This is a genomic window from Ensifer sp. ENS02, from assembly GCF_014851885.1.
Lineage (GTDB): Bacteria > Pseudomonadota > Alphaproteobacteria > Rhizobiales > Rhizobiaceae > Ensifer > Ensifer adhaerens.
Genome location: NZ_JACVAO010000021.1, coordinates 1 through 16829, shown reverse-complemented (window position 1 = coordinate 16829; position 16829 = coordinate 1). Strand labels below are relative to the sequence as shown.

12 protein-coding genes and 5 pseudogenes are annotated in these 16829 nt (G+C 57.1%); 9 read left to right on the top strand and 8 right to left on the bottom strand.

What is annotated here, in order from left to right:
* Window positions 1-4: 4 nt before the first annotated feature.
* The 3 genes and pseudogenes from IB262_RS30585 to IB262_RS30575 form a co-directional block, all read left to right on the top strand.
* The gene (locus IB262_RS30585; protein WP_192494127.1) at window positions 5-601 is read left to right on the top strand and encodes a hypothetical protein; all 597 of its coding nucleotides are present in this window, start codon (window positions 5-7) and stop codon (window positions 599-601) included.
* An 11-nt stretch (window positions 602-612) separates the two neighbouring features.
* Window positions 613-1030: pseudogene (locus IB262_RS30580) on the top strand (hypothetical protein).
* 288 nt (window positions 1031-1318) lie between these two features.
* Window positions 1319-1789: pseudogene (locus tag IB262_RS30575) on the top strand (transposase); the annotation flags it as partial.
* Window positions 1790-1865: 76 nt separating this feature from the next.
* Here IB262_RS30575 and IB262_RS30570 read toward each other — a convergent pair.
* The 3 genes and pseudogenes from IB262_RS30570 to istA all read right to left on the bottom strand — a co-directional run.
* Window positions 1866-2258: pseudogene (locus IB262_RS30570) on the bottom strand (IS3 family transposase); the annotation flags it as partial.
* A gap of 50 nt (window positions 2259-2308) precedes the next feature.
* Window positions 2309-3133 (bottom strand): IS21-like element helper ATPase IstB, encoded by an 825-nt coding sequence (gene istB, locus IB262_RS30565; protein ID WP_192494126.1) that lies wholly within the window; start codon window positions 3131-3133, stop codon window positions 2309-2311.
* Window positions 3134-3144: 11 nt separating this feature from the next.
* Window positions 3145-4344, bottom strand: a pseudogene (istA, locus tag IB262_RS30560) (IS21 family transposase); the annotation flags it as partial.
* Between istA and IB262_RS30555 the strand changes: the two are divergent.
* Window positions 4344-4693 (top strand): annotated as a pseudogene (locus IB262_RS30555) (DDE-type integrase/transposase/recombinase); the annotation flags it as partial. The pseudogenes istA and IB262_RS30555 sit on opposite strands and share 1 nt — an antisense overlap.
* A gap of 262 nt (window positions 4694-4955) precedes the next feature.
* Here the strand turns inward: IB262_RS30555 and IB262_RS30550 are convergent.
* The 5 genes from IB262_RS30550 to IB262_RS30530 form a co-directional block, all read right to left on the bottom strand.
* The gene (locus IB262_RS30550; RefSeq protein WP_192494125.1) at window positions 4956-5411 is read right to left on the bottom strand and encodes a hypothetical protein; all 456 of its coding nucleotides are present in this window, start codon (window positions 5409-5411) and stop codon (window positions 4956-4958) included.
* Window positions 5412-5681: 270 nt separating this feature from the next.
* Window positions 5682-6305: a TetR/AcrR family transcriptional regulator gene (locus IB262_RS30545; RefSeq protein ID WP_192494124.1), complete on the bottom strand. Its 624-nt coding sequence runs from the start codon at window positions 6303-6305 to the stop codon at window positions 5682-5684.
* A 294-nt stretch (window positions 6306-6599) separates the two neighbouring features.
* Window positions 6600-7400: a hypothetical protein gene (locus IB262_RS30540; RefSeq protein ID WP_192494123.1), complete on the bottom strand. Its 801-nt coding sequence runs from the start codon at window positions 7398-7400 to the stop codon at window positions 6600-6602.
* Window positions 7390-7773, bottom strand: coding sequence for a hypothetical protein (locus tag IB262_RS30535; protein ID WP_192494122.1), 384 nt, complete (start codon window positions 7771-7773; stop codon window positions 7390-7392). Before IB262_RS30535 ends, IB262_RS30540 begins: the two co-directional genes overlap by 11 nt.
* 152 nt (window positions 7774-7925) lie before the next feature.
* A complete protein-coding gene (locus tag IB262_RS30530) occupies window positions 7926-8126 on the bottom strand; it encodes a hypothetical protein (protein WP_192494121.1) in 201 nt (66 codons plus the stop codon).
* 482 nt (window positions 8127-8608) lie between these two features.
* On the opposite strand from IB262_RS30530, the gene IB262_RS30525 reads away from it, so the two are divergent.
* The 5 genes from IB262_RS30525 to IB262_RS35765 form a co-directional block, all read left to right on the top strand.
* Complete coding sequence (locus IB262_RS30525; RefSeq protein ID WP_192494120.1) at window positions 8609-9604, top strand: fatty acid desaturase; 996 nt, start codon at window positions 8609-8611, stop codon at window positions 9602-9604.
* 28 nt (window positions 9605-9632) lie between these two features.
* A complete protein-coding gene (locus tag IB262_RS30520; protein ID WP_192494119.1) occupies window positions 9633-9986 on the top strand; it encodes a hypothetical protein in 354 nt (117 codons plus the stop codon).
* Between the two features lie 59 nt (window positions 9987-10045).
* The gene (locus IB262_RS30515; RefSeq protein ID WP_210337737.1) at window positions 10046-10555 is read left to right on the top strand and encodes a DUF4262 domain-containing protein; all 510 of its coding nucleotides are present in this window, start codon (window positions 10046-10048) and stop codon (window positions 10553-10555) included.
* A 343-nt stretch (window positions 10556-10898) separates the two neighbouring features.
* Window positions 10899-16439, top strand: coding sequence for a DUF2235 domain-containing protein (locus IB262_RS30510; protein ID WP_192494118.1), 5541 nt, complete (start codon window positions 10899-10901; stop codon window positions 16437-16439).
* Window positions 16440-16608: 169 nt separating this feature from the next.
* Window positions 16609-16829 (top strand): hypothetical protein (locus tag IB262_RS35765; protein WP_210337735.1); only part of this gene is annotated, 221 nt, incomplete at its 3' end.

Sequence of the window (16829 nt, the reverse complement as noted above, 5' to 3'; positions counted from 1 at the left end):
TGACATGAAGCCTCTGCTTTTGGCCGCAGCCGGCCTCGCTGCTTTTGCATTCGCCCCAATGGCCGCCGAGGCGCAGGATGCAGAGTGGGGCTGCCAGATTCTGCTTTGCGCGGCGTCCCATAATCCATCGTGGCACGGCGTGCCCTATTGCGTCCCGCCGATGAAAAAACTGATCCGCGCTATGTCAAAACCGGGGTTCGATTGGCCCATATGCCACCAGGCAAAGGCCGGCGAACCTGGCCGCGAAGAGTTCGAGGATTGCCCGGTCGGTTCTCGGCCCGCCTCGAGCAGCGATGAAGATGACCGTGTCTTCCGGCGGGATAAAAATGATCGATGCGTCCGCATCGTGGACAGATGCGAAGAGCGCGACGAGTTCAACCGTGTCTATGGTGATGGAGAAGCCAACGACAAGAATGGTACCACCGTGGAGATTCTCCGCAGCGGCAGCAATGACGACGAACTCGGGTATCGAGACAACAAATACAACGGCTGCAAGGTGAAGGTAACGTCTCCACGGCTGCGGCGCTCGGATCCCTGGTATTTCGACATTCCAAACGCCAAGGGCGTCAAAGAACGCTTCTGGTTCAACCTCAGAACATAAGTGAGAGGCTGATGAACCAGAACATCCTTTTAGCGATCGCCGCGAGCGTCGGCCTCGTGGCCGGAGCCGGGGGCACCTATCTTGCGACCTCCGAGCCACGTGTGGTGGCTCAGACCATTTCAAAAGCCGAATTGGTCGCGGCTATCTCCGCTGATCCGTCCCTTTGCCCGATCCCGAAAGTCGAAGCGCCGACGGCGGTCGAAGCAACCGCGGCCTACCGCAAAGCTGACGCGTCGTCTCCGCTCGTTTGGGACCGAAACGATCTGCCGGACATATCGGTGGCGCTTGGGCAGTGCGACAAAGCAGGTTCAGGCCCGGGCGTCTCCTGCATGACTTCAATCAAAATATCTCCTGAGGCGCGGCCCATCGATCTGGATTATCGGCTTTGCCAAATCGGCATCCGGCGAGTGGATCGCGACAATCAACTAAATTTCCGAGAGCCCGCTTTATGCGGGCTTATCGCTTTAAAGTTCCCCCAACGCCGGTTCTAATGCCAGAACTCGCCTGAGTGGCATTCGGCAAAATCCGCTCGCCGGATTCTCACTTTCTATTTGCGATCGGGTCGTGTCCCATCAGTTGGTGTAGCTCGGCGATAATGAAGCCGCTCGCGAGCGCGCCGTTGGTAGCGCTGTAGCGAGTGAGCGGCGTGTGGGTGGTCATCGGCGCTTTCCGGTAGGGTTTGGTTGTTGACGCCAACCCATTTCGGAAGGACCACCGATGACCGACGACATGATGAACCTGCGCACGCTCGTGGAGAAGACCCCTGATGCCGATCTGCTGCGGGAGATGATCGGCTTTGCCGCCGAGCGGCGGATGGAAATGGAGGTGGGCGCAGCCACCGGCGCCGCCTATGGCGAGAAGGACCCGTTGCGGCTGGCCCAGCGTAACGAATGCGACAGGGACTGGGAGACGCGGGCCGGTACGGTCGAGCTGCGCATCCCCAAGCTCAGGAAGGGCTCCCACTTTCCAGGCTTCCTCGAACCCCGCCGCATGGCCGAGAAGGCGCTGACTGCCGTCATCCAGGAAGCCTATATCCAAGGCATATCGACGCGCTCGGTCGACGACTTGGTCAAGGCAATGGGCATGAGCGGTATCTCCAAAAGCCAGGTCTCGCGGCTGTGCGAGGAGATCGACGGCAAGGTGAAGGCCTTCCTCGAGCGGCCGATCGAGGGCGATTGGCCCTACCTGTAGATCGACGGTGCGCCGTGTGTCAATGCCGCTGGAATTTTCCCCAAAAGGAGGTGCGGACGAATTCTTGGACTGCTTATGCTGCAATTCCGAGGTTCCGACGGTATTCCGCGGGGCTAAGGCCACCGAGTGAGATTTTTATGCGATGCTGGTTGTACCAACGGATATAGGAGTCCACGTGCTGCATGAAGTCGTCAAGCGTCGTATTGATCCAGTCGCGATGGTAGTACATCTCGTTTTTTAGCCGTCCAAAGAAGCCCTCGCAGGCTGAGTTATCCGGTGAGCACCCTTTGCGTGACATGGAGCGGCCCAGCTGCGCATTGTGCATGCGCGACAGCCAGCCAGGCCAGCGATAATGGGCACCTCGATCAGAGTGCACAACTGGCCGCTCGGAAAGGCTGATCGTTTCGATTGCGGCATCGAGCATGGTGTTCACGAGTTCTGCGTCTGGACGTGTGCTCACTGCGGATTTCGATGAACCGGGACAGCGATTTCGGCAAGTCGCGGACAAGCATTTCGCTAAGTCGCGGACAGCGGGCTCGATCGAGTTCCGCCAGCCTGGTTGCTGTCAGGGTGATTGATTTCGGTTATTTCGGCGCTGGTCAAGAGCGCTGGTGTTTTCCGCTTCCGCATGCTGTCGCCTTCGAGCGTTATGCGGTGCGCGTTGTGAACAATACGGTCCAGGATCGCATCCGCTAAAGTTGCCTCGCCGATCATCTCATGCCAGGCGGCCACGGGAAGCTGGGCCGTGATTAGAGTGGATTTCCGCCGATATCTCTCCTCAAAGATTTCCAGCAGATCGAGGCGCTGCCGATCGTTCAAGGTATGGGTTCCCCAATCATCGAGTACCAGCAGATGAACGCGTGCAAGCTTGTCGATGAGCCGTGGGAAGCGCCCGTCTAGTCTGGCAAGCGCGAGATCCTCAAACAAACGCGGCATGCGCACATAGAGGACAGAGTGGTCGAGGCGGGCCGCCTGGCGTGCAAAGGCACATGCGATCCACGTCTTTCCAGTGCCCGTCTGGCCCGTTAGGATCAGATTCTCATTTGCTTTGAGCCATGCTCCCTGCGTCAGAGACAGGACGTTGCGGCGATCCAGGCCCCGATGCACTGCAAAATCGATGTCTTCAATGGAAGCGTTGGCAAAACGGAGTTTGGCGGTGGCGAGCCGGTTTGTCAGTCTTCGGTCCGTTCTGAGGGCGATCTCGCGGTCAAGCATCAACCCCAGTCGTTCGTCGAAGCTCAGATCATTTCCATGAGCCTGCTCGAGGAGCTCGTGATAGGCTGTTGCCATACCAGCCAAGCCAAGCGCATTCATTTGCTCAAGTGTCGGATGTGTCAGCATCTAATGTCCTTTTATTGATAGTAGGTTTTGCCGCGGATATTGCCGTGCGGCGGCGCCGGCTTCACAGCCTCGGTCATGGCCGGAGCCTGATCGAGACCAGATCTGAGAATGTTGGCGACAGACGAATAGCTCAGCGCGTTGATCATCAGTGCCCGTTCGCAAGCCAGTTCCAGCCGATCGGAATGGTAGCGACGCGCCAGGGAAAGAATGCCTTGAGCAGATCGGTAGCCCTGTTCCGGGTGGGGACGATTACTGAGGAGACGTTCGATAAACGTCGCCGTATTGATCCCCACCTTCGCTGCTTCACGGCGCAACAAGTGGGGCGTCGTGTTTGCGTAGCGCTGGTGAGCCTTGGGCATATGTTCATTGACGGTGACGTGGCCCGAGCGCTGCGAGCTTCGGATGTGGCTGGCGATCCGTTTATGATCAACGAAGATCTCAACCGCCCGATAGGTCAACCTGATATCGACCCGTCTTCCGATCAGCCCATGCGGCACGGAATAGAAGATCTCGTCGACCTCGACGTGATAGTCGGGATGCACCTTGGCGATCTTCCATTCCGCATACTCAAACGGCGTTGAAGGCAATGGTTTGAGCTGAGAGCGTTCGACTTCATCGAACAAAGCGCGGCGAGATTTGCCGTACCGCCGCATCGTCCGGCTATTGAGGTCTTCGATCAAGGCGCTGATGCGGATATTGAGATCGACAAGGCTGAAGAACCGCTCGTTTCGCAGTCTGGCCAGCACCCACCTCTCGACGATTAAAACCGTCCCTTCAGCGGAGGGTTTGTCGCGAGGATGCCGAGGGCGTGCCGGAACCACAGTCGTGTCGTAATGCTCGGCGAAAGCGGCAAACGTCGCATTCAGTGTCGGTTCGAACCAAAGAGCCTTGGCGACGGCAGACTTAAGGTTGTCGCAGATCGTCGTCTTCGTCACGCCGCCGAAGTAGCTGAAGGCCCGCTGGTTCGCTTCGATCCAATCGGGCAGCTTCTGGCTGAAGCTTGCATAGGCGAATGTCAGTTGCGACGCGCTCAGCACCGCGACATAGATTTGCGCTGCGCGGATCTCGCCGGTGGATGGATCGATGATCGGGATCGTATGGCCGGCATAGTCGCATTCCATCGCGACACCAGCAACGTGACGGATGCGGTAGGTGGGCCTGGCTCGGCTTTCGTGATCGGCAAACCGGCCGCAAAACCATGTATAGCCATATCATGCGAAAGCTCCTGAAAGGGCAAGGCCGATCACCTCGCGTAATGATCACCGACAAGCTTCGATCTTACGGCGCAGCCAGGCGCCAGATCATGCCGGGTGTTGAACATCGCTCCCACAAGGGCTTGAATAACCGGGCAGAGAATTCGCATCAGCCGATCCGACGAAGGGAGAGGATCATGAAGCGCTTCAAATCGGCTTCTGCCTTCAACGCTTTGTCTCCATCCACGACCCGATTGCCAACCTGTTCCACATTCCGCGCAACGACATTCCATCACATCACCATCGCGAATTGCGAGCCGCTGCCATGCACATGTGGAACGAGATCGCACGCCTCGAGGAGGCCTGAAATAAAGAGAGCTCGCGAGAACTTTGACGATGCGTCTTAAGTTTACAGTGCCCTTCGACCTTGCCCGGCGCGCCCGCCGAGCACCCAAACGGTCCTCGACGCAGTCCTGCAGCGTGAATGGGCACTGATCGCCGAACAACCAAAGCCGGAATCCAAGCGGTGAAGGCCCGCAAGTTCGGCGATCGGAGGCAATCAAGGCATTCTCGCAACTGGTCCATCAATCGCGTCAACACCGGACGCTTAAAGAACCGATTGCCCTGCACTATGCGCCGAAAATGGCGGCTAGATCGGGTTTGATCGTCATCAATGCTATTAACAGAGCAAAAAGACCAATCGTCGTCAGGCGGCCGCACAAGGCGCGCTTGTCCCCAAAAAATCTTTGAACTTCCCATTTGTCGGAGCCGAGAAGCGCTGGATGTACCTGTGCCGTCCATGGGCCAACGAACTTGCGCTCCACAGCCATCAAAATGGCAATTAGGGTGAACGATGTCAAAAGCCATGGCGTCAAAATCGGCCAGCTTCCCAAAATGACGAGTGCAATACCGCCGGCGATTCCAATGCCGATCAGCAGGCCTGCCAACTTGTTGGCGATCAGCGCCACCTTTGCGGCTCTGATTTGTCCGCGCCAGGCTGAAATGAAAAGAACTTCCCTCGCTACAAACAGCAGGAATGCCATGCCCATCGCACTGGCATGAACCATCAGGATGTTTCCGTACATCTGTCATAACCTTTGACTGGAGCGTCGGGCAGCCGTTGCTCAACCGCTGATTGGAGATTTGATATCGCGAAAGGCCGGATTGGACCGCCCTCGCGTTTTCATATTGTGAGCTATTGCTCGCAAAAATCTACTCGCGTTCAGGAAGGCGCAAAAGTTCGCAATGATGCGCCGGGTGTTCCATGCAAATGCGTGGCTGAGCGGTCACAAGGATCACAAGCGACAGCCAGAAATGGAGCGTATACTCGCAAATCACGTCATTGCCGTAGAATGCTATGCCAGATACCGTGTTATCAATGTTGTCACCTCGTCGATGAACGTCTCAACGCGTCCCTCGTTCAGCCTTTCGGGGCTCTCTACTACCGCTCCGTGCGTGAGCGCTTCAGTGACCCGGACGCAGATGTAAGTAGCAAGTTCCAAATCCATCGGTCGGAGACTTGTTTTGTGCTGTTCGAGATAGGCTCTGATCAGCTCATAAAACTCATTGTCAAAGCTATCAATTGCGCCGAGTCGCCCCGTTCGGGGTGTTTCCTCGACCAAGACACGGTGGAGACCCGGATTCACACGATGCGCCTCGATCATCGTCTTGATCAATTCGCGCACGGCCCTGTCAATGGGCATGGATGCCACCTTGTCGAGTGTGCGCCGCAGCACGTCGACCATCTCACCCTTGTGGCGCTCGATAACAGCAACGACAAGCGACTCCTTGCTCGGAAAATACTGATAAAGAGAACCGATACTCACGCCGGCCTCTTGAGCGATCCGATTTGTATTGGCCTGATCAAAACCTTCTCTGATGAGTACACGGGCAGTCGCTTCGACCAAAGCTTCAATCGTAGCGCGCGAACGCTGCTGCGATGCTGCCTTTCGCGGTTCCAGAAGAGCTTTTTTATCCATTCTGTCTTGATCCGGTCGCGCGCGCGCGTGGCTGCACTCGTTAACACAATCAGCGACTGCCAGCGCTTTGCTCGTTCCTAACTGGTTTCGTGATGCTTCATTACGTGTTGGTTTCGACTTGCGCAATGTTGCCGATAGAACCGATACCACCTTCGACCTATTATTTCGAAGGCCCGATTGACCCAGTGTCCGCGATCTAAATGACTGACCAGGCCACGCCATCGGCGACGGTTTACAGATAAGGTAACCGGCTAGACGATCTGTGACAGAAACATGGGGCGGAGCCGGTCGGGACTACCAGTCTCCTTTGAACGTCCCGACCAATATGCCTATGTTGGGGCTCTCAGAAAAGGACCCACTTGAGAACCCTTCTGGCAGGGGACCCCGCGGATTTGTCAACCGCACCAACGGGTCTGGCAAACGGGTTTGGGTAGGCCAGAACTCACTTCTCTGCCCGCCCGCTTCAATTGCGATGAATCCCAATGTCTTATCGGAGCGAGCAGACAAGTGAATAGAGACATCCCCTATGGTTCCTGATGTATCCGGAAGCTTTGCTTGATACTCAACCGCAGTGTTTCGATGCTCGTCGCGGACAATAGATGTGTCATGCGTCAGCGAGCCTGGGTAGGCTTCGAAGCTTGGCCCTTTCGTGTCATTTAACCGATTGTCGAACCTCACAATCAGGTTGTGATCCTTATCGAAAACTGAAATGGCTGGATCGTCGGCCTCGCGATGGGACCCGACCTGCGCTTCGACGTAAAACCAATCCTGGAAACCTTTGCTCTTAAAAACAACGACTTCGCGATCATCTGCTGGATTCGGCCGGCCGCATTCAGTCCCTCGATCCTCAGAACCGCAGCAGCGAGATTTTTTGACCTCGACAAAATCCTTCTCCCAGATTGGATCTGCCGTTTCGTTAGGTCTGACCGCAGACCACTTCCCGCCGTCAAACTCACTTCGCGTTATAGCCATGTCATTCTCCCTGGTTTCGCCTTCCATTCGTCGACCAACCGCCCACCGCTTCGCTTGCGTTTGTGCTGAAACGCCGCGCATATCGCCGCCGGGCTCGTAGCCTTCATTCAGGTTAGCATCCAAGCCTGTTGTCCGGCGTGTACGAATACGGTATCGCATTGGGCACTTGCCTCAGCGCGATGCGGTTTTCCTTTTGATCGACGTCCACTGCAAGCCGGTGAATTGCCATCTCCCTGCCGAACGGCGTGGTCATCGAGACGACAACGTTGTCCTTCTCCACGAACACCCGCGTAACTGATGGTAGTTCCCCGCGATCCTGGACAGTGGAGTTAAAGTCTTTATCTATATATTCGACGCCAGGGATCCCATGGACGCTCTCACCTCTCCAATTGGGATCCAGCCTGTCGAACCATTTGAAAGAAATGTCGTCCGCGTCCTCAAAATTGTCGATTTGCGCCACCGGTTCGTTCCTTTTTCCATAGACTTTGACTGCCATTTCGGTCGGGTCTATTTCAACGGCCCCATACTTGACCATTCAAACCCAGTATGTCGATTCGCTCGAAATCGACGAGTTTGGATGGTCCGAGGAACCCGCTAGGCATCGGCCAAGTAAAGTCATCGATCTGATATGACCATATTGTCGCAATGTCACACACCGGCCTGGTCGGCGGGAGAGTTTTGGCCTAGTGCAATGCACGCGCCCTTAGCCTCCGGCAATTTTCGCCGAAGCTCTGTCAACGCACCATGTTTTGCCAACTCGGCATTGAATGCATGCACCTGTGACGGCTCGTCACTGATGTTGGCCCTGTTGCGTAAGATGAGCGCGCGGTCGGCGAAATCATCGATCATAGGACTGCTCCATTTTTCTGGATGCGATTGTGACGACACATGGGGCGACCGCCGCGACACGCAGATGGGCCACGGGTGGCGCCGATCGGGGGCTGAAAGACATCGACACCCATCCATCCCAAACTTCCGGGCATAGAAGATTCCCTCACAAAACACGTGCATAAGCTTCCCTGGTTGCTTCAGTCGGGAATACGACTCGTGATATCATATGATCCGCCTTTCAGGCAATCGCGAAACGGATTTGTGAGTAATCGAATTGAAATAGGGCCGAGAATTGAGGTTGGCGCTTGACAGGTTATCTCACACTTGAGCACATAATATCAATTGTCGTCATAAAACATTCAGTGGCGTGATGCACAAGATTGACAGTGATGGTTCTGCCCCTTTGTGCGGTCGGCGCCCTTATTGGAAAATCGAGGCTGATGCGATGAATTCGGGGCGAGCGCCGACGACGTCCAAACAGCGGCAATCAGGAGAGTTTTATGTCTTATGGCAATGAAATTCGCAGAGAATTCGCTGTGCGGCTCAAGGCAGCGAACAGGAAAAATGGGCGCCTAGAAGCAGTCCTGATCATACTAACACAGGTCGGTGCCGTTTTTATTCCGGCCTGGGCCTCTGTAGTGGCGTTCGACGCTAATATTTATCTGGGCTGTCTCGCCTATGTTGCGGCCGTACTATTCATTGGAACGCGGTACCGAGCGCTGTCGAACATTATCCATGAATGCACGCACTTTGCATTCACGTCAGACCGGAACTGGAACAATCATATTGGTCGGCTGCTGTCCATTCCGATGTTTTATTCATTCGATGCATATCGCGAGGTTCACTTGTCGCATCACCGGCACACAGGCGACTACGAGAAGGACCTCGACTTCAAGGGCCTTAAACGATTTCGGTTCCACGAGGAGATCGATAGGCCCACAATCATTAGGCACTTCCTCACGTCGATTACGCTACAGCATGTACCGGAATACATCGGCCGAACAGTGTTCAAAAGGGGTGAGGGACTATTCTTCAACGCACTGCGAATTTTGTATGTCTCAACCTTTGTGTTCTTACCATTGACGCTTGGCTTTCAGTCCTATGCGACGTGGGTCCTCATAGGATACATCGTGGTCCCCTACGCAACGGCCTTGCAGATGATTTCCTACTGGGGGGATGCTCTCGATCACGGTGGTTTGTTTCACCATGATGACGAGCTGCTGCAAACCAGAAACTCGATCGTCAAGAACCCGATACTGAGAGCTCTCTTGTTTCCTCGAAATGATTGCTTTCATCTGGTGCATCACCTGTTTCCTCACATCCCGGCTTGCGAGCTTCCGCGCTGCCATGCTGAGCTGATGAAGTTCGACAAATACGCTTCGCTGGACCACGACCTCGGTGGCCGTACCTGGCAGCTTTGGCTCGCGCGCGAAGAAGATATCCGGTTCAACGATGCAGCGTCTGATGGAAAGCGGATGAGCGATGCAAACGAATAAACCGAAACGTTCGGAAGGAGACATGCGGATGTGGATCAGGCGCCTTGTTTTTGGCTTTGCCACTATGATTTTTTTCGTGACCGAAATGGGCCCGGCAATCGCTGTGGATCAGTCAGTCTACTTGTCCCTCAGAAACAGGATTGGCTTGCTTCGCTATTGTCACGACAAGGGGCTTCTTCAAGAAGACGCAGTCGAAGATGCTGAAAGGCGCCTGACCGAAGTGATTAATGGCTTGCCGGCCGCTGACGATGTTTCGCAGGGGGATGCTTCCGAGCAGGCAGGCATCGCCGGCAAATGGGGGCAAACTGGGGTGGCGGCCGAACAGCGAGCCTCTATGTTCGGCCTTACACTCAAGGATCAATGCGCGGAATGGAGTAAATAGGCGCATCTAAGTTAGCCGGCCAGGGGGCGATGAAGGTTGCCGCGGGAAGCGAGGCACTCATGAAGATAAGAACCGCCCTGGACCAACCCATCGGGTCTCTTGATCAAAACGAGCAAAGGTTCGTGGCCCAGATTCGACAACATGGGTGGTTTGATACCCACGTCTTTGAAGACTCCGAGGGGCCTGGCTTCAGCTATTCAACCGGAATGTGGATAACGGCTGAGCATCCGGAACTCATCGTGTTCGGACTTAAGCGGGACGTTGCACACGATGTGCTTTGGGGCCTCTACAATATCGCCAGAAGCGGAAGCCAACTTCAGCCAGGTGCGCGAACCGACAAAGCATTTGCCCGGCTCCCCGCATTTGTGTTCCCGGTCGCCAAGCGACGTTACAAAGAGTTTATGGGATGGAGCCGGTTTTTCTATCATGGCAACGATTTCCCTTGCTTCCAGATCGTGTGGCCGGATCGACAAGGGAACTTCCCGTGGGAAGACGGATTTGAACCCGCTTTCAAAGACAGACAGCCAGATCTGACCGAGTTCGGTTGGCGCACATCGTTGAACCCCTGAAGGCTCAGCCCAGTACCCGTCAGGCAGTTTCGCTGCTTCCCGTCGCAAGTGACCAGAGATACCAAGGTGCCAGGTCCTTGCGGTCGCGAAGAACGCGGATACACGTCTGCACAGGCTAGACGCCCGACTTACTATCGGAGAGCTTGTGCGGACGAAGCGGATCAGGTCCGATGACCAGCGCACTCAAGGTCGAGGGCGCCGAATCTGCGCGCGCGAGATATCATGAAGGTTCACATGCACAGAAAAATGTGTGAACATTGAATGACATCACAGATGTGAGGTGGTAAATAGCCGTTCGAGATGACGGCGGAGCTCACAAGACATGATAGGTCTGATACGCGCGATGCAGCTGATCGAGGAAAGGCTGCGGTCGTCGACGGCATACGATGAGAAAGGTGTGGCGCAGTTTGCGAGCGCGATTGAGGGGGTGCGCCCGCAGGCGGGGCCAACACGTCACACGGCGGAAGGCCCGGTGTCGCCGCAAATGTTGTTGATGGAAATGGCGACACCGACTGCGCCGCGGCTCCCACCGAGCCGCCGCGATGCGGATCGTCCGGGATCGCCGGGAATCGCCCCGACCGTGAAAATACTGGAATGGCAGGCCGACTATAGGGCTGCCGAACGCGAACTCGCGGGTTTGAACCACGCGACCGCTTCGCAGCGAAATGCCGCCGAACTGACACTGCTAGGCGTACAAGGGACCGTTGAACAGGACGCCTATTCGGCCGCGTCCGCCTTGATCGATGATGTGGTTCCAGAGCGCCGGGCGGCTGGTCTCACGCGCCTGGCGCGGTTGGCAGACGACCGCTCGATACCAGTGTCCGCGCGAGCGTTCTGGCTTGCCGGCCTTGAAAAAGCGCTCGACACCAGCTCCATTCGGGACGGCACCCACTCGGCTCGCACGCCTTTGAGCAGCGCCTATGATCAACGCGCGGTGGCTTTGCTGCAGGAGCGATCGGCCACATCGTCCGCCCATCGCTCAGCGACGGCTGTGATTGCCGACGAGCAGACGACCGAGGCGCGTACCAGCGTTTACATCTGGGCGGCGCAGCTTGAACTCGACAAGAAGATTGTGCCGGCTCTCGCGCAAAGGGCGGCGAGGCTTCGAGATTTGACACCAGATTCACCCGTGACCTTGCTCGCTCAGACCGAGGCTGACCTCGCCGCAGCGCGACAAGAAGCCGACAGCGGTCAGATTTGGAAACACTGGGCTCGACTGGAGGTATTTGCTGCCGATCCAGTCTATCACGACAGCCTCAGATCGACACAATCCAAGATTGCATCTGTGCTTCGCGTTAGCGCGTCGAGCATCGGTATGCCTGACGTCGGCAGATCGTTGCAGGTGGCAGGTCTCGATCGAGAAAAGGCAAACAGGCGCGCAAGCCTGTTGGAGGCGGCCTGGGAGCACGCCGTTGGAGCAAATACGGCGCTCGCGCAACTGACAGTGAAGCAGACGGAAATCAACCAACGTCAACTCGATTGCATCAGATTGGAGCGTAACCCCCCGAAGCCGCCGGCCAGCAGCGGTGATCTGGATGTTGACGATCAACATCTCAACGAGTTCGAAGAAGCACTGGAGCACTATGAAGGTGCACTTGTCGAGGTGCGAGGCGAGCTTGAAATCCGAACGGCCGAGCGCAACAAGATGGTTGCATTGTATCGCGCCGAACGCGCGCTCGTCGACCAGCGAATGGCCGAAGCCAATGACCAGGAAGCGATGCCAGGAACTGCCGCGCGCGCCGCCGAATTGCGGGCGCGGACAAGATCGGCACAGGCTGATTTTGTGCTGGCGAGCGCAGAAGAAGAGGACGCACGCGTCGAGGCCGAAATTACGCGGTTCCAAATCGGACAAATTCACGATTACCTGCATGGCAGTCAGGTTGAAGCTCAGGTGCGGCGTGAGCGGCAAACGTTGCTTTCGCAAATTGGCGGCCCGTCGCCCACGTCCCTGACACTGCGGCCTGTACTGGATCTGCTTGATCATGAGGCCTTGCGTAAGGTCTATCAATTCTCCCCGAAGTGGGAAGAACTGCTTGGTCGGCGCGCGGCCTCGAGGGATCATGTCCTCAACGCTCAAAAAACGAAGATCGAGATCAATCTCGATCTCTCAACGAAAAGGCGCGATCGCCTTGGGGAACTTGTCCAGCAGGCGGAGCGCGACAGCACACGGACTGGCGGATCGAACCTGAAGTCCCTGAAGGAGGAACTCAAGGCAGTGCAGAACGAGGTCCTCGACCTTGCAAGCGACCGCGACTATGCGGACTTCCTGACAGGGCTTCCAGTTTCGCAGCGTATCACCGCCGCCGACATGGATCGGGCCAAGGCGGCGTACGTGTTCAACGACAAAGCGCGATTACAGCGAGGCTTTGACCGCGTCGCAGACGGCCTCGCCGCTCTTCCGAGAAATGCCCGGGGTCAGATCGAGGCGACGATTGGAAACGAGTTGGATTGGTATCTCGCGACCGCGATGGGATACATCGAAGGGCTCTCTCTTGCCGATTCAGGAACGCTGTCGGGCGCGCTTGGCCGGGAATTCGACAGCATTCCTTCGGCGACGTTGAATTCCGCGCCGATGCTGGACGAACAGGCCGCCTATGCCGTCACCCAGGCACGCGCCAACATTCGCCAAGCGGGATTGAAGGATGGTGCCAGACTTGAATTCGATCTCGTGCCTGCCGTCCTTGCTGGAGAGCGGCAGGGCGGAGTTCGGCATTTCATGTTCCTCAAGTTTAAAGGCGCGGACGGCCAAACACAGCATATCGGGCCCGATGGAAGCATCTACAAGGATATTGCAGAATTCCTGCAAGACAAAGGAGCCGGCCGGGGCGAAGACGAACGCTTTTATGCGCCACCAGATCTGACCTTGAAGCGGGACGAACACGGCAAGGTGAATTACGTTGAAACAGCCGCCTATGTGCCCTCCGAACAGGAAAAGGTCGAAACCACGGGAGACGTGGTTGCCGCGGTCGTCGGCACAGTCGGCGGCGTCCTCGCCGCGATACCCGTCACATCGCCGTTCGGCTGGATCATCGTCGGTGGAACGATGGCTTACGGTGGCTACCGTATCGTCAAGGGCAGCTATCTCGAATACCACCACGGTCGCTCGCTGAACCCTTTCGAAAACCCGACAATTGCAGGCTATGCAGTTTCATTGTCAGCCATGGGGCTCGGCGTCGGGGCCGGCGGCACTCGGCTGGCGGCTGGCTGGCTGGGGCGCCTATTCAGTCCTTCAGCGGCGCGGGTGGCCGGCGCTTTGCAGACCACGTCCCAGGCACTCGGTGTGAGCAGCGCGATCGTTGGCGGTTACGATACCACCGCACAGACTGTTGCCGCGTTCAATCCGGGTCTCAACGATTCCCAGCGATCGGAAGCCATTCTTTATGCGGTGCTTGGCCTTCTCGATATAGGCGCTGGCATCGCGGCGCCGACAGTGGCCGAAAAGATCGCAAAGCCGCGCCCGAAAGGCGTAGGCCGCAAAGGTAGCGCCGCACTGGGCGAACAGACCATTCGACCGGGCCCATTGGAGACCACCCTCCCGATCCTCCCGCTGGCCAAGCATGGCATCACTCAGCCGGAAAACAGACAATGGCGGCCGCCGCCGACAGCGGCAAAGGAGCGCCCGTTCGCGGATGCGGCAATGTCGCCAGGAAAGGTTGTGCCCGTCGACCCGTCAACCGAGGTCCTCGCAGCCCTTGGAACCGAGACATGGAGGATCGAAAATCCCTTACGCGAGGTGGCTAAGGATGGTCCCGGCAAGCCACGAGATGTTAGGAACGCGAACTCCTTGGATCAACAAAGGGGAAGAGACGATGCGGCCGGCGGTTGGCGGGCGCAATTGGAGACCGAATTGCTCAATGGTGTGATGACCGGTCGACGTTACCGTAGCCTGCTTGATAGCACGATCGGCGTGCTCGAAAAGATGGGAGATAGAAACAAGGTCGATCCGCTGGATTATCTTGCCGAGCGTTGGGGCGAAACGGGGTGGAAATATCTCGTCGAGGCTTACGGCGCGGAAACGGCTGTCCGGCTGACATCCGCATGCATGCCGTTTGAAGACGCAGTGCTACCTCTCATCGTCGATGAAGTCCCTGTCAAACTTGGATCGCTGACAAGGGCAGAGCAACACGAGCGCCACACGGAGACCCATGATAGAGCCGTTCGCTACGTCATCAATCAAGCGACGCTCTGGGCGCGGGCAATCTGGGCGCCAAATCATGTCTCGCGTGCCGTCGTGACGGATACCGCCGCGTTCCTGATTGAACAGCTCAGAATGATGGACTTGGGAATGAGCCAAAGTCTCATTCTAAGGGACGCCGATCACTATTTGACGCAGTACACGCAGGAATGGCAGACAACAAAACTCAAGAAACCAAGAGAGCTTCCACCATCGCAGCTCCTTTCGCACGGATCCGGACTGGCGAATTGGGTTTATGATCGTCGAAAGCGCGCTCAGTTCCTCAAAGAACTGGCCGGTAAGAGCGTTTCCAACGGGATTGAAGAGAGCGTCATGCCGGCATCCGCTCCGGGGGGGCGAGGCTGGGCTGCCCTTGGCGCGCGGCATTTCAGGGCCGAGGCGGACACGATGAGGGATGTGCCCGAAAGGCTCGCGATCCTCATCGAGATGCCGGCTGCGCCGAAACAATCACTTGGAGACGATGTCTGTGCATCCAAGCCAGACAAGGTATTCCGGTTTAGCCCGAACGCGGAAACGTGGCGGTGGGAAACGGCCTCGGCAGAAAACCCGGCGATGGCAATTCGCCGTCGTCGATCGCGTGACGTCCTTCTCGCTTTCGACGGCACCATGAAATCCTGGAACTCCCCTTATGCATCGAACACCATCGACATCGCGACGCGCTATCAAGGGGATGTCGGCTACTACAATGGCATTGGAACGACCGGTGTGATGCCCAATTTTGGTGCTTTGACAGGGCGCGGATGGTTGGCGCGCGCGCGAAGCGCCGAGCAATACCTGGCCCCCTATTTAGCGATGGGACCGGTCAGTCTTGATATCGTCGGCTTTTCGCGCGGCGCTGCAAACGCGCGGGCATTGGCAAACATGCTGGCGCGGTGGATCCGGGAAGGGAAGGCGGAAGGTCTTCATCTAAGAAGCCTTATGTTGATGGACACCGTGGCCGGCAACCATCTCGGGCAAGGCATCCGATCCCGGATGCTTCGGGTGCCCGACGAGGTCGAGTTCACCTGGCATGCGGTGGCGCTGCATGAAGGCAGGACCGTGTTCCCGGTCGAATCAATTGAGCGCCATCAGCACCATCCCAACGCCGACCCCAAGCGTACCGAACGGGCGTTCATCGGCGGCCATGGGGATGTCGGCGGAGGCGAGCCAGGTGATTTGGCCAACGTCGCTCTCCATTGGATCACTCTGAATGCGGCTGCCAAAGGCGTGCCGATCGAAATCACTGCGCTGGAGATCAACAGGCCGATTTCGTACAATTCACCGACACGTGTCACGCAGTTCTTCGACCGTGGCAGCAGGGAGGTTCGCTATCCAGGCGATCCCAGCTGGCACGTCAAAGTCCAGCAAGCTGACCGCATCTATGGCGTTGGGCAGGATGATGCCGATGCGTGGATCGTGCGTGTTCCTGGAGGTAAAAATACCGATGTCAGGATGGTCGCAGACATACCTGCCTATATCTCCGGGCTGGAACGGCGCGGCGATTATTTCCCCGCAAACACCCAAAGGTGGCGGGACCGGGCACTTGGAAGCGTATCCATTGAACCGCCTGCTGAACGGATCTACTTGCGCGGCCGCACCGAGACCGTGCGCCCGGTTCGCCTCTCACCACAAGGTGAGCGAATCTTGGCCTCGGATTCGTTTCCGGCCATGCGGGATCGGAGCAAGATTGAGACGAATCCGCGGGAATGACCGGTTTCCGCCGCCGTTTCGGACGCGGCAGATGCAATCAATCAATTCGTCCATGCTGAGCGCCCTCCAAGGCGACGTTCGTTGTGCAGGCATTGGCGCCAGACTGATGCCGATAATTTCATTGCTCAGATGGCCGTATTGACAGATATCACTGTCGAATTGAGGAACCATGATAGACTTGATCCGGTCATTCCGTCTGATCCGCGATGCGCTGCAGGCGTCGACGGCCTATGGGGGGCGAGGCGGGGCGCAGTTTGCAGGCGCGCTAGAAGGCGCGCGTCGTGGCGCTCGACCGATTGAGGGCCCTGTTTCGCCTTTGTATCTGCGGTCCGAGGCGGCGTTTCCCGGGTTTGTCGAGGATGCGCTGAGGCTGACGGTTGCGGATTCGGA